At 40.3% G+C, this 14,339-nt stretch carries 10 protein-coding genes; all 10 read right to left on the reverse strand.

What is annotated here, in order from left to right:
* Positions 1–3: 3 nt before the first annotated feature.
* Positions 4–2,112, reverse strand: a complete 2,109-nt coding sequence (locus ACFPU1_RS01565; RefSeq protein ID WP_385937766.1) for a cell wall-binding repeat-containing protein — start codon at positions 2,110–2,112, stop codon at positions 4–6.
* Positions 2,113–2,293: 181 nt separating this feature from the next.
* Entirely contained in the window at positions 2,294–4,036 is a 1,743-nt protein-coding gene (locus tag ACFPU1_RS01570; RefSeq protein ID WP_385937769.1) for a cell wall-binding repeat-containing protein, read from the reverse strand.
* A 274-nt stretch (positions 4,037–4,310) separates the two neighbouring features.
* The gene (locus tag ACFPU1_RS01575; RefSeq protein ID WP_385937772.1) at positions 4,311–5,417 is read right to left on the reverse strand and encodes an acyltransferase family protein; all 1,107 of its coding nucleotides are present in this window, start codon (positions 5,415–5,417) and stop codon (positions 4,311–4,313) included.
* Positions 5,418–5,507: 90 nt separating this feature from the next.
* Complete coding sequence (locus tag ACFPU1_RS01580) at positions 5,508–6,263, reverse strand: glycosyltransferase family A protein (RefSeq protein WP_385937775.1); 756 nt, start codon at positions 6,261–6,263, stop codon at positions 5,508–5,510.
* Between the two features lie 50 nt (positions 6,264–6,313).
* Positions 6,314–8,386, reverse strand: coding sequence for a glycosyltransferase (locus ACFPU1_RS01585; protein ID WP_385937778.1), 2,073 nt, complete (start codon positions 8,384–8,386; stop codon positions 6,314–6,316).
* Between the two features lie 14 nt (positions 8,387–8,400).
* Positions 8,401–9,768 (reverse strand): nucleotide sugar dehydrogenase, encoded by a 1,368-nt coding sequence (locus ACFPU1_RS01590; protein ID WP_100400358.1) that lies wholly within the window; start codon positions 9,766–9,768, stop codon positions 8,401–8,403.
* A 20-nt stretch (positions 9,769–9,788) separates the two neighbouring features.
* Positions 9,789–11,069, reverse strand: a complete 1,281-nt coding sequence (locus ACFPU1_RS01595) for a nucleotide sugar dehydrogenase (protein ID WP_385937782.1) — start codon at positions 11,067–11,069, stop codon at positions 9,789–9,791.
* A gap of 144 nt (positions 11,070–11,213) precedes the next feature.
* The gene (locus tag ACFPU1_RS01600; RefSeq protein WP_385937785.1) at positions 11,214–12,431 is read right to left on the reverse strand and encodes a glycosyltransferase; all 1,218 of its coding nucleotides are present in this window, start codon (positions 12,429–12,431) and stop codon (positions 11,214–11,216) included.
* Positions 12,428–13,159: an ABC transporter ATP-binding protein gene (locus tag ACFPU1_RS01605; RefSeq protein WP_385937788.1), complete on the reverse strand. Its 732-nt coding sequence runs from the start codon at positions 13,157–13,159 to the stop codon at positions 12,428–12,430. The genes ACFPU1_RS01600 and ACFPU1_RS01605 overlap by 4 nt, the downstream gene beginning before the upstream one ends.
* A complete protein-coding gene (locus ACFPU1_RS01610; RefSeq protein WP_100400361.1) occupies positions 13,159–13,944 on the reverse strand; it encodes an ABC transporter permease in 786 nt (261 codons plus the stop codon). Before ACFPU1_RS01610 ends, ACFPU1_RS01605 begins: the two co-directional genes overlap by 1 nt.
* Positions 13,945–14,339: the final 395 nt, after the last annotated feature.

Below are 14,339 nucleotides of genomic sequence, written 5' to 3' on the forward strand. Positions count from 1 at the left end.
TATTTATCCTGCTTTCTTACTAATTGGATCCTGAGTGTGTTCTTTTGCAGGAGAGGGATTGCCCATCAATCGATCCAGCTTCCATGCCTTTGATGGTGAAATCGCATTTGGCCCTCCCAGGATTTCATACTGCATTCCTGTGCCTGCTCTGCTTTTAATATACTGTTCCGTTTCGGGCGTTGCTCTTTCCTTTCTTACGAGGAGCATGCTCTTGTTATGTTTGGCAGCATAGGCAGCACCAGACAATGCGTCTGGGAAATTTCCTCCCGATGCAAACAGCAGCTCTTTACTTGAACCTTTGAAGTAATCGTGTACTTTAATGGATGTCTCAAAACGGTTGCTTCCCGCAATTCTAACAGGATTGGGAAGACTGCTGACCACCTGTTCAGAGATGGCGTTTGGACCTCCAATGACTATCGTTTTAGATGGGTTCAGTTCGGCTAAATAGGATTTCGTGCTTTCTGGAATGACATTTCTTCGAACAAGGAGAATGGGAATCCCCTCCTTACTTGCGTATGGTGCTACTGATAAAGCGTCTGGAAAGTTTTCACCAGAAGCAATAATAACTTTATTCGTTTTCTTTTCTAACTCCTTATTAATGTGAACGGCTGTTTCGTAACGATTGTCTCCGGCCAGCCGGTGTGTAGTATATCCTTTTCTTTGGATAGCCGTTTCAACTGCTGGGGATATAGCGTTTGGCCCTCCTAAGAGCACAACGTGATCAATGGCAAGTTCCTCAAGGACCTCCAAGGTTTCTGGGCTGATTCGACTTGACCTTGTGAGCAGCATCGGTGCGTTTAATTCATAGGCAGCCCTCGTACCTGTTAACGAGTCTGGGAATGAAGCATTGGTAGCTAAAATAGCAAAATTCCCTTCTTTTCCTTGTAAACTTCCTGACTTTTCCCCACTCTTCTCCCAGCCTGCTTTGGCGATTTCTATAGAGGTTTGAATGGCATTGCTTCCGTATATTCGATTTTTAGATTGTAAGTAATAAAGTGATTGCTCCGCATCTATTAACGGGAACTTCTGGCTAAGACCAATGTCTTTTGCCGGAACTTCTATGATTTCTCTAAGCTGGTTCCCTTCTAATGAAGGCTCTTGCGCCTTTATCATAGCTGCCAGAGAGGTCACTTGAGGGGCAGCCATGCTGGTACCGCTCATTTTCTTATAAGAACTGGGAAATCCGATATATGTACTCATGATTTCTGACCCTGGCGCGACTACATTGATCTCTGCTCCGAAGTTTGAAAAGGAAGATAAGGATGTATTCCTTCCATTTAAAGAGCCTACTGCTAATACCTCCGGAAAGGCTGCAGGAAAGTCCACTTTATCCTTACCTTTATTTCCTGACGCGCCAACCAACAATATGCCTTTATCATGGGCATATTGGACAGCCTCATTTACATAGCGGGAGTAGTTCTCAAAGCCCAGGCTCATATTCATCATGTCGGCTCCGTGATCTGCGGCATAAAATATTGCTTCAGCCAAATCAAACGTCGTCCCTTTTTCCCCTTCTAACACTTTCAAGGGAAGGAGATCGACCTTTCCTTTTGACATAGAGGCAATTCCCCTGTTGTTATTTGTTACTGCCCCGATAATTCCAGCCACATGAGTTCCATGACCATCTACGTCTTCCACACTTCCTTTGCTATGTACGAAGTTTTTCCCTTTTATCACATTGGATCCAAGGTCTTCATGGGCTTGGTATATGCCGCTGTCTAAGATCGCTGTGACTGCTTTTCCTGTTGGCTGGTAGTTCTCCCAGGCACTGTAGGCGTTCATTAAATTAAGATCAACCGCCTGAGTAGACAGCAGCGGGTCATTAGGGGTAGAGAAACGAATGAGAGGCTGTTCTGCTTCCGCATATACATTCTCTGCTTCTTTCATTTCTAAAAATTCCTCTACTTCCTCTTCACTGACCTCAACAATATCGTATTGGTCATCTATTCTTTGTGTTTCTTCATTACTATCCTTGGTAAATGGCGTGACAGTCTCATCAGCTTCCGCTTCTTTTTCCACAAGTATCTTTACCATGCCATCTTCCATGAAAGCATCGTCTAGTGGAAAAAGGCATAAAAAAAGCACACTAGCAGCTACTATTTTCTTTTTCATTTCTTCTCCTCTTTGCTGAAATTCTATTTTATTAACTACTTTCTACCTTTTATTTTAACATCTATTACCAACTAAGTAAGTCTTTTTTTACATCATTTTTGACAATTGGAACATATGAAAAGCCCCGGTCTCCTGCTCGGTAACCGGGGCACTGTTATATAATATCTATGAATCTATCAGTCTATTTAATGCCTACAATTCGTTGGAAGTCGTTTACATCATGAAAAGGTCGTATGGATGTACGATTTAAACGCATAAGGTCATCCCCTGGGTTTACTTTTCCGCTTCTAACAGTAAAGGACATGGTAATCCCGGCCTCCCTTAAAGCCTGAATAGATGTTGAATTAAAAGCACCATATGGGTACGCAAATGCAGTTGTTCCGTTTCCAAGAAGACGAAGACTTTCCTTTACATCATCTCTTATTTCGTTTCTTGTTTTTGATAGAAGAAAAGCTTGTCCATTTGGTTCTGTCGTGTGGAAGGCATGAGTATGGCTGCCATACTCAAACACATCGCTTGCCATAGCTATCTCGTCCCAGCTGAAATACTGGTTACGGGTTTCATAAGCGTATTGTTGAGTATCCTGTGTAATTCGGTTCGTAATAATAAAGTTTGCAGCAGTGAAACCATATTGCTTCATAGACGGATAAGCGTGAAGGAAATTGTTCTTGTACCCATCATCAAAGGTAATAAGGACACTATTTTTGTATACTTTACGATTTCCTTTTACAAATTCTTCAAGATCTTTCAAGGAAATAGAATGAAAATTGTTTTCATGCAATGCTTTCATTTGTTTATCGAACTCATGTTTCAAAACAATAGTATTGTGCAGATTGCCATTATCACGGTAAAGGCGTGATGAAATATCATTTTCGTCGATAATATGATGGTATGTCAGCACTTGAACCTCCGCGGAAAATTCCGGCAATGTAAGACCCAGTGCACCTATCACAGGATACGGAAGGGCGTTCTGACCACCTAATATGTAATAATAAGAATTTATCGTTCCCATGTGGGCTTTCAGCTCTTGGGCCGCACGGTCATGATGAGTCAATAAAACACTTGCATTGGTTCTGTGAGCTAATCCTGCTGCTGTTACCGCATCCGGAAAATCTTGTTTAGTTGTATTCGTTGATGTTCCTCGTACAATAATATGGTTATCAGAATCTGGCTGCAGTTCTTTAATCCCTTTAATATTTGTATCAAATCGGTTAGTTCCATCTATTCTAGTAACCATGTGACCTTTGTCCTTCAATTTCTTTTCAATCGATTCGTTAACTACCGCTTCTCCGCCAAATATGTAAATTTCTTCGATTCCCTCAGGAATATCAACTGGAAGCTCCTTTTCTCGAGTCAGATAAATAGGTATTTGCTGAACAGCGGACATCCCTGAAGCCGAAAGAGCATCAGCCATAGTCGAGCCGTTTGCCAAGAACGCCTTACCGTTTAAATCCACGCCTGACTGTTGATTAATTTCTGCTGCTGTTTCAAAACGGTTATCTCCTTTAAGACGCTGCACACTATATCCTTGGCTGTTTAATTCGCTTTCCACCGCTGAAGAGATCGCTTGTTCTCCGCCTAACAGGTAAACCTTCTCCGTTCCAAGTCTTTTTAGTTCTGTCACCACTGCTGCAGGGACACGATTCGTATTAGTAAGAAGAATAGGTGCATCTTTTACACCTGAGATACTAGCCGCAGACAAAGCATCTGCCGGGTCGTCGGCTCTAGCCAAAATGACGGCTTTTTCAGGGTGTTCAAGTCCTTCCGGCCACCCCTTGTGTGAAACCTTAACTGACGTTTCTACACGATTTTCACCTGCTACTCTTTCAAAATCCAGATACCCTGCCTCTGTCATATGTACTATTGAAAAAAACAAAAGAAACGAGAAAATGAATGGTGCTGTAAATTTGTAAATCTTTATCACTAGATCTTACCTCCTGTATGACTTTTTAACAGGTTAAATACTACCATATTAGTAGAAAAAAGTGGTATATATTTTGTATTTTTTTGTTAAAATTTATTGTTTATTGGTAATAGATGTGATTTTTAACCTAAGTCTATCTGGTCAGAAAGTAAATATAGAAGGTTTGAGTTTCTTTTTAGGGAAACAACAGCCACTTGAGGAAAAAAGGGGGGAAAAGCAAAAAAAGAACACGGTACATGCATTGCACGAACCGTGTTCTTCTCCTACTATATTATTAACTTGCTTTTGGTCTCTGCAGCTCTTCTCTTTGAACTGGCGGAGTATATTTTATTCTATTTACTTTACCCACGACATAAGATCCAAATGGAAGCTTGTTCATCATATATGCAATCACTATAGATCCTATAACTCCTACAAAAAATAATAGCAAGGTATACACCGCAAGGTTCATATCAACCGACTGATCAGTGAGCTTTCGTATCGCCCGCAGGATCATAAAGTGAATAAGATAAATACTGAACGAATAGTTACTGATCAGCACAGCCCATTTTGGAAAGGGCTTGACCTTCGTAAATACATAATAAAGAAGGGCCATAACCACGCAAGTATATAACAGCAAATCCACTCTCTTGGAAGAGACATCTGTAACGATGCCTGCTCTGTGGTTAAACACTATGAACATCAGTAAACCGGCACCACCGGCGGTTAACCAGACAATGTTCTTTTGAAGCCAGGCTTTCACTTGATCAAAATTTTTCCCTGCGTAATAGGCAGCTGTAAAATAAAATACCCAGCCTGGAAATGGAATGATTGAATGCCTCTCCCAAAACCTTTCCGATATTCCAGCGACAGGGTCCATAAAATAAAAGATTGAGAGATACGCTGCATTTATAAAAAAGGAGATTGATAGAATCATCAAAGGGTTTGCCTTATATAAATGCTTAGCAAATAATTTATGAAGAATATAAAATTGAAAGATAATCAAGACAAAATAACCGTACCAGGAACCTAAAACAAGAATGTTCCAGACCTTATCCCAATATCCGGCCAGTGATAATGAGCCGCCTGCATACCATATATCAAACAGTCCGTAAATGAGCCCTATGCTGATGTAAGGCAGAAGAATAAATTGGATCCTTTTAGCAAAGAAATTTTTTGGTACTTGTTTAGGGTAGGCGTATGCCAGCAGAAACTCAGAAATTAAGATAAAAAGAGGTGTAGCAAACATCAATGCAACTTGAAATGTCTGCATCCAGCTTCTTAGCTCACCACTAATCGCTACACTATTTATTGCCACAGTTACTGCATGTATAAACACGATGCTCAAACACGCAAACGCCCGGATGTAGTTAATCTCATTAACTACTTTTTTCTTACTCATAAAAAACCTCCTTGCTCCGCTTCCATAAGATATACCATCTTAGAGAATTTAGCAAGAAGGTTTCTGTTGTTAATTCTTACAAATTATGAACTATCTTTTAAAAAGCTTGGATTTCAGTTTATCCATCCAGCTTACTTTCTTCTTCCCAAAAAACCACTCAAGAATTTCTTCTTTTTCAGCTGTATCCTCAATTTCTTGTTTGTCATAAGCATTTTCAAAGCTTGTTGACGTATTGCTCTGGTGAATGATGACTAAGTACCTTCTATCGGTAATTTCCTCGTGAGGAAGCTCTTGGACAGATAAATGACCCTTAAGCTTAATTCTTTTACCTTCAAGGTACTCGTTTGCATCATAAATAATTGTATAAAATGGCGGCGACGGCAGATCAATTGTAGCCAGCCTGTCTTGAGGAGCGTCATAAATATAGCCGACTTTATTAGTAATCACTACCGTGTCGCTATTTGTAGGGTCATGCTGGTGCAAATACTCAATGTGATCCTTATGGTACATGTCATCGGAATCAATTCGTACCAAATAGAAATAGTCATGCCCTTCCACTTCTTTGTTTACAAGCGTGTTGAACGCTGATTTCTTAACAAACTTTACGTTTTCAGGAAGTTCTTCATACTGGTTTAACGCATCCTGCACCAGTTCTTCTGACCTTTGATCGTACTGTACAAACGTAATAAAGTCCTGGTTGGTCTGGTTCTTTAAGCTCTTTAAAGTGAATGTCTGGAACACTTCCATCCGGTAATCAATCCACTCTTTTGTCAGCCTTTTCTCTTCCTTGTCCTGTAAGCCCCAGTTATTGAAAGCAATGGATACTAATATCTTCTTTTTTGGCAAAAGAGAACCTCCTTACCTATGCCTTTTTCTTCACTTTACCATCGTAAAAGCTAGCTTTCCACGATTTTTCTTGCAATTTGGTCTGCACCGTTAATTTGAACAAGCTTTTTCGTGCTTTCTCTCATTTGTTCGTTAACCTCTGGGTCTAACGCACGGTCAATGGCCTCTTTGAAATCATCTTCACTCGGGTCACGTAATACGATCGCAGCACCTGCGTCGCCTGCAATATTTGCTCTGGCCACCTGGTCATCTGTTTTCGTATTCTCATTAGGCAGGAAGATAGACGGCACACCAAAGTACATAAGCTCATGGAACGTATTATAACCGGTAGCTGAAATAGCCAGGTCAAACGCTCCAAAATACATGGAGTTAGGATAATCCCTAATTGTCATGACTCTTTCCATATCTACGGCAATCCGTGTTCCGATAATAGATTCACCTACGACCACATAGACATTTTCCCGGCTTGTCAGTTCTCTTAGCAAAATAGAAATCGTGGAATTAATGTCATTTATATTCCCCGCGCCTAGCTGTACGTAAACAAGCTTTGCACCTTCGGGAATGTTCCACTTTTTCCGTACAATTTCTCTTCCGACAAGCTCTTCCTTATCCAAATAGATAACGGGTTCACTGTGGACCACTTTATCCTGTGTTTCCATGTTGCCGCTTGCTCCCGCTTCTCCTGGCACAAGAATTCGGTCAAAGTACTTTTCTTTCTCAGAAACAAGCTCAGCTGTGCCTTCCTTATGCTGACCTCGTTTTACCCAGTACTTTTTGATCCCTTCATCTTTTCTCATGGAGGATACTAAGCCGGCGTAGGGAAATGCCCCGTCAAACACAATCATTTCTGGCTGATGCAGATCAATGACATCATTTAAATGGTTGTGCAGCATTTGATTCCATTGCTTAGCAGTCATTTCTTTCGGGAAGAGCATCTTGGACGGCAAATGATATCCCAAAAAGCCTTCCTGAAGGATTAAGTGCATCGCCGAGCTTGTTGTATGGAAAACGATCTCTTTATTGGGATCCAGCTTCTTCACTCGTCTGGCAATGGCCAAGAGTCTAGTTAAGTGGCCAAGACCTGCTCCATTTGTTGGTACAAATACAATCGTCTCTTTTGTTTCGGAGATTGGCTGCACCTTTTCTTGCTTCTGCTGCTGGGAAGAAGCATTTCGTGGAACGATCTCTCCGTTTTTTGTCTGCTTATAAATACGATACAACGTACGAGGCAAGCCAAGCATCTTCCTGGGAGATCGCATAGAATTAATTATGGCGTCGCCGATTCTGTACCTTGCTGATGCATTTTCTTTATGTACGGCAAGGACTTTATTAGATTTATCTAATAAGTTCTTTAGTTTCTTTTGTTTTTGCTGTTCCTTTCCGATCTGGCGCTCAAGATGAGACACCATTCCTTCAAGTTCTTTCATTTGAAGACGATAGCTTACCATCTTTTTCAACGTCTCGGCTTCAATAAAACGATCAACATTACTCTCAGATCCTTCAGCTTTCTCTACATCCTGATATTTTTCTTTCACATGGGAAAGAATATCCTGAGTAACCCTTAGCCACTTGCCAACCTCTGTTTCTTCAGGCTCTTCACTGACTTTTATGTATGGATTTACTTCGCTTGTAAAAAATACATACTCATCCAGAATCTTTGTATCTATAATAGAAAGCTTCTGTTCGAGGGATAAATCTTTAAGTTCAGAGATTGTTGCCTCATCATCTTCTGTTAAGAAATCATAGTAATAGACAAGCTTTGTCTGTTCCTTAAGAAAAGGAGAAATGAGAGTAAATAACCCGGCTAGGCTTTGTTGCCGGGTTATTTTGGAGTATACAATAACATCAGTAAATGAGAGACTTTGATCGATTTCACTAAGGTCGTAGACGAATTGAACTTGTCCTTCACTAATCGCCTGAACGGGAGGCTCTATTTCTGAATCTAGCAGGACAGTAGATGAGCAGCCCTTCTGTTCAAGCAAGGAAAGAAGATCAGGCAAGGGCTCTTGTGAGCCGATAATAAGCACTTGTTTGCCCGCTGCTTTATTTGCGGAATACTGGGTGTATGTTCTCCAAAATTCCATTTCATTGTAATAGTTGTTCAATTCATTATTCCCTGACATTGTTTAGACTCCTATCATTTTGGGGTTAAGCCGAATTTCTGTTCCAGCAGTCTTACTTCTTCATCATGCTTAGAACCACCAAGCAATACAACATTGCTTCCAGTATTATACTTTTTCGTTACATTGCGTGTATCATAAACAATTTGGGCGTTATCAATCACCATCTGGTAATCAACGTCAGTATGATTTGTTGCAATCACCACGATATCAGAGTTTGAGACGGTATTTTCGTCAAGAGACACTGGCTCGAGTACCTCACCGCGGTTTTTGAACGATTTCACGTAAGGATCGTGGTAGGTAACATTTGCACCTTTATCTTCTAACAAACGGAAGAGCTCAACGGCTGGGGATTCTCTAAGATCATCTATATCCTTTTTATAAGCCAGCCCTACAATTAACACATTGGAGTTCTTGATTGGCTTCTCGTTTTCATTTAGAAGATCACTTACTTGCTGAAGCACGTATCTTGGCATGTTTCCATTGACGTCGCTTGCCAGTTCAATAAAGCGGTTATAGAAGTTAAACATTTTCGCTTTCCAGGAAAGATACATAGGATCTAAAGGAATGCAGTGTCCCCCAATTCCAGGTCCCGGATAGAAAGGCATGTAACCAAATGGTTTCGTTGCTGCTGCGTCAATAACTTCCCATACATTAATATCCATACGGTCACACATTACTGTTAACTCGTTAACAAGACCGATATTTACACTTCTAAATGTGTTTTCAAGAAGCTTAACCATTTCAGCGACACTTGTGGAACTAACTGGAACAAGGTTCTCCAGGAAAGAATTGTATAGTCTTAAACCAATTTCCAGGCAGGTAGGTGTTACACCACCGATAACCTTTGGTGTATTTTTTGTATTAAATTGAGGGTTTCCTGGGTCTACACGTTCTGGAGAGAAACATAAAAATACATCTTCTCCCACCTTATAATCAGTTTCTTCCTCAATGACGTTTTTAATGAGTTCTTCTGTCGTTCCCGGGTAGGTTGTGCTTTCAAGAATGACCACAGTATCCTTCGTCATATATTGAATGAGTTCTTGTACTACAGCATTAATAAATGATACATCCGGGTCTTTTGTTTTGTTTAACGGTGTTGGTACACAAATGCTGATCGCATCACAATGCTTGATATTTGAAAAATCTGTAGTTGGTACAAAGCTTCCATCAATAATGTCTTGTAATGTGCTGTCAGACACATCCATCACATATGAATTCCCGTCCTTCAGCTGGTTTACTTTTTCCTCAGAAACGTCAAAACCATATACATTGAACCCTTGCTTGGCAACTTCAACTGCTAATGGAAGACCGACATAACCAAGGCCCACCACCCCGACAGTAGCGTTCTTATTTGAGATTTTTTCCATTAATGTATTAGACATTAATCTTACACCCTTCTTTCTTAGGAAAATAAGTAAGGAACCTGTGAAGCACCTTTTCCTACCTTTTTATATTGAAAACCAATATTACATAGAAGTTTCTCATCAAGTACGTTTTTTGTATCTATAATATTATGATTGTTCATTAATTCATAAAGCTTCTTGTAGTCAAGCTCCTTAAAGGCTGAGTGCTCTGTTAACATGATTATACAATCTGCCCCATTAACAGCTTCCTCTACTGTAGATACCTGCTCTTCCATCTTCGATTCTACGTAAGGATCGTAGATGGTGTACTCTACATTAAGCTTCTTTAAATACGATATCACCTTTAACGAAGGGCTTTCTCTCATGTCCCCTATATTCCCTTTGTAGGCAAGGCCAAGAAGAGCAACCTTCGGCTTTGTGATAAATTCTGTTATTTGTTCAATCAGCCCCCCGACATATATAGGAGTTTCATCGTTGATCCTTCTTGCCGTTTCAATCAGTTTGGCTTTGTCAGGAGAGGCTTCATGCAAGAACCAGGGATCCACTGCGATACAGTGACCGCCGACACCGGGACCCGGCTGATGAATGTTCACTCGCGGGTGGAAGTTTGCCAGCCTGATCGCTTCCCACACATCGCAGCCTAATTGATCGGAGATCTGGGCAAGCTCATTGGCCAAAGCAATGTTTACATCCCGGTACGTATTTTCCATTAATTTTACCATTTCCGCCGTCTTGGCATCTGTAATATGAATGGTCCCTTTAACAAAGTGCTTGTAAAGGGTTGCCGTCCTGTCAGCTGATTCCTGATTAATGCCTCCAACAATGCGGTCATTGGAGACCAGTTCTTCAAACAATTTTCCAGGCAGGACCCTTTCTGGTGAATGAGAAACAAATACTTCTTCTCCTACTTTAAGTCCTGTTTTTTGAAGTTCCTGTATCATTACCTTTTCCACTGTCCCCGGAGGCACGGTGGATTCTAATATGATTAAATCCCCTTCCTTCACGCAGGGAACAATCATTTCCATGGCATTTCTTACATAATCTATGTTTGCTTTCTTTTCTTTTGTAATAGGAGTAGGAACGGCAATGATAAAGGCATCAGCCTCTTCTGGCTCTTTTGAAAAAGAAAGATTTCCTTCTTCAATAACATGACCAAGCGTTTCCTCCAGCCCTGGCTCTTCAATGTGCGGCTTCTTTAGGGACAAGGAATTGATGACTTCCTGGTTAATATCCACCCCATGCACACGAAAACCACAGCTTGCAAACATCACTGCGGTTGGCAATCCTATATATCCGAGCCCCATTACACATACTTTCATCCCAATAACCACCTTTGACATATTTCGCTTAATTCCATGAAATATGTCGAGACATAAAAATCCTCTATCTTTGAATTTTATTGCAATTACCTGTTCAATTCAAGCACCAAACTCTGTCAAGTGTGTATTTTTGCGTATTTTATCCTATTTTGTCAGCGTTTTATAGAGAGAAACCAGTTTATCCTGTTCGACTTCCCACGTGAAACGAGACTTTTTACGTAAACATGTAGATTTATAATGCTCATAATCTTCCATTATATTCATGACCGCTTCAGCAATACTGTGAGCGTCCTCACTGGTGCACACTCCAGTTCCTTCCTCGGTTACAATGTAACTCTTCCCTGGGTGGTTTGAAGCGACAGCTGGAATACCGGCAAGCATGTATTCAAAAATCTTATTCGGCGTGGAATAGTAATTATTTTTGGAGAGATTCTCATACATCACTAATCCAACATCAGCCTGCTTCGTATACAGAAGCAAGTCTTTTGCTGGTACTTTTTCATGGAGAAAGAAGCGATCATTTACCTTTTCTTCCTCGGCTTTTGCCTTAAGGCTTTCTTTAAGGGGACCGTCACCGATGTACACCATCTTATACTCGTTTGGAAGGTCTCTCAGTGCTTCAATGCATAGATCCAGTCCTCTTTGCTGACTTAGGCCTCCCTGATAAATAAGGAGAATATCATTTTTAGACAAACCATAGAGGGACCGTAAGTCTGGAACTGCACGCCCTTCCTCTTCGACTATATCTTCTGGTGTGTTTTGGAGGATGGTCGAAGGAAAGTTTCCGTATTTCTTTTTCATTTCCTCTTCCATAAAAGGGTTTACTGTAATTACTTGATCTGCTTTTGGCAGGAAATATTCCTCAAGTTTGTATCCTATGGTTCGGTCGAGTTCGTTTCTTCCTGACATTTCGTTAAACAGCTCATGTGCATCAAAGATGAGCTTTGCCTGAAACTTCCTTGACAGATAATACCCCGTTGGCAGGGTATTAAGGTCATGACAATGTACAACCTTAAAGTTCATCTGGTTATAGGACTTCAGGATTTTCCGGTAAAATTCACCATAACCCGTGAAATCTTTTGCCAGCTTTATATAAGGGCTTCTAATTATTTTAAAGGCAAGGGAAGTCTTTTTCCTTGTTTGGGAGGGCTTGTATCCTCCTAGTGACTTTTTGGCCTTTTTGCTTAAAATCGGAATTCGGTTCACGTACACATTTTCGTGAAGCTCTTCCTTAGGTTCATGGTCATACTCCTGTAAGCAGGCAATGTGAACGATGTATCCTTTTTTAGCAAGGGCATTTGCTTCTCTTACCACTCTGGCATCATTATGAAGATCCTTAAATAGAAGCATTAAGACGTTCATTTTTTGTTCCCTTTCATGAATTCAAGATATTTTGGCACGACTTCTTCAGGAGGTCCGACTTCCATTTGTTCTCCTTTATGAATCCAAACGACGCGGTCACAAATGTCTTTTACCAGATTTGCTGAGTGGGTAACCATAATTACCGTCCGTTTTTGCTGGATCTTATCCATAATGGTTGCTTTGGACTTATCCTTAAACTGCTGGTCTCCTACTCCTAGGACTTCATCGATTAGAAGAACCTCCGGATCCAGCGTGACGGCAATAGAGAAAGCTAGTCTTGCCTTCATTCCGGAAGAATATGTGCGTACAGGCTTGTAGACAAAATCGCCCAGCTCTGAATACTCAATGATTTCCTTAAGGTCTCTGTCTACGTCTTTTTTCTTATGGCCAAGGTATAAGGCATTTAAGTAGATGTTGTCTATTCCTGACAACTCAGCATCAAAGCCGGCCCCTAACGTGAGCAGAACAGGCCTTTTTCCGTACACTTTATATTCACCCTTGTCGGGAAGAATCAGACCGCTCAATAGTTTGAGAAGGGTGCTTTTCCCAGAGCCGTTCCGGCCGATGATCCCCAGCACTTCTCCTTTGTATATTTCAAAATTCAGTCCTTTTACCGCCCAAAATACTTCGTCCTTTCGGAGACGAAGTAGATTTTTCATGGAAAAATTGGACGATTCAGGGTAAGAAATCCATATATCTTTCAGGTCTATTACTTTTTTATTTGCCATTAAATCACCTTAGCATATTGATTTTCAAAGCGGTGCAGGATTTTCCCACCTATGTATATAAGGACGATCGCAACACCCAGCCACATGAGCATGAAACTAAACATTGGAAGCTCTTCATATAAAAAGACATTTCGGTACGAAACAATAAACGTTGTGAGCGGATTTACATAGAGAAACGGCATTACGTTCTCAGGAACCCTGTCCAGCGTGTAAAGAACAGGAGAAAGGTAAAATAATGTCCGAGTAATATACTGCATCATGTTCTTAATATCTCTAAAAAACACGCCTACGTGCGCTAAAATCATCATGAATCCCAGCAAGAGAAGCATCTGTATGAAGGCTATGAGGAAGTAGTAAAATGCCAATGTCGTCACATCTACTCCATACACTAACAAAAACAAAAACATCATGACTGAGCTTACTAAAAATTTTAATGTATTTGTGCATAGCCGCACGGTAATAAACACGATTTTAGGTACGTAAATTTGTTGAAGTATCCTGACTTTTGAAGAAATAGCCGTAGTTGAGTCGACTAAACAGGCCATGGTCCATTTTAATGGAATTAAGCCGACAAATAAGAATACAGCATAGTCTTCTCCACCTCGCTGCAAAATGACTTGAACTAAGAAGTAAAAAATCATCATATATAGGATCGGGTCAAGAATCCACCATATAAACCCTATATACGTACGAGCACTTTGTGATTTGAAATCCGAGATTGTAAGATACCAAATTAGATCTTTCGATTCTTTAATATCCCGGAAGTACTTTTTCAGAATAAACATTTAATTACTCCCGATTCTGTTATTTAACAAATGAATTATATTACTTTATAAATAAGGTTTCAATGTATATTTTGTTTCAAAACACCAAATTAAATACGAGCCCGACGGCTCGTTATATTATGGAAGAAACTATATAGAAAAAACAGTGCTCATATTTTAAAACTATTCCCATTCGTATAATGAGCATAATTGGTAACATAAGTTGGTGCTTTGTTTGATAAATCTCTACCTTTCTACATTATATTACAAATTAAGCTACTATGTTTCTTTGTTTTACAAACATTACAGTTGTTTTACAAATAGCAAGCAAGCATTGCCATGGGCGGGGGTTCGGGATAAGATAAGTAACGTGAACAGGAAACGTAGGAATTTAATTCTAGTCTTATACATAGCAA

Origin of the sequence: Thalassorhabdus alkalitolerans, from assembly GCF_042656525.1 — a bacterium.
Taxonomy (GTDB): domain Bacteria; phylum Bacillota; class Bacilli; order Bacillales; family Marinococcaceae; genus Thalassorhabdus; species Thalassorhabdus alkalitolerans.

What these genes read in the sequence shown, in the direction of transcription:
- ACFPU1_RS01565 (WP_385937766.1), bottom strand. Translation starts at nt 2,112, where the DNA reads ATGAAAAAGAAAATAGTAGCTGCTAGTGTGCTTTTTTTATGCCTTTTT.
- ACFPU1_RS01575 (WP_385937772.1), bottom strand. Translation starts at nt 5,417, where the DNA reads ATGAGTAAGAAAAAAGTAGTTAATGAGATTAACTACATCCGGGCGTTT.
- ACFPU1_RS01585 (WP_385937778.1), bottom strand. Translation starts at nt 8,386, where the DNA reads ATGTCAGGGAATAATGAATTGAACAACTATTACAATGAAATGGAATTT.
- ACFPU1_RS01590 (WP_100400358.1), bottom strand. Translation starts at nt 9,768, where the DNA reads ATGTCTAATACATTAATGGAAAAAATCTCAAATAAGAACGCTACTGTC.
- ACFPU1_RS01595 (WP_385937782.1), bottom strand. Translation starts at nt 11,069, where the DNA reads ATGAAAGTATGTGTAATGGGGCTCGGATATATAGGATTGCCAACCGCA.
- ACFPU1_RS01600 (WP_385937785.1), bottom strand. Translation starts at nt 12,431, where the DNA reads ATGAACGTCTTAATGCTTCTATTTAAGGATCTTCATAATGATGCCAGA.
- ACFPU1_RS01605 (WP_385937788.1), bottom strand. Translation starts at nt 13,159, where the DNA reads ATGGCAAATAAAAAAGTAATAGACCTGAAAGATATATGGATTTCTTAC.
- ACFPU1_RS01610 (WP_100400361.1), bottom strand. Translation starts at nt 13,944, where the DNA reads ATGTTTATTCTGAAAAAGTACTTCCGGGATATTAAAGAATCGAAAGAT.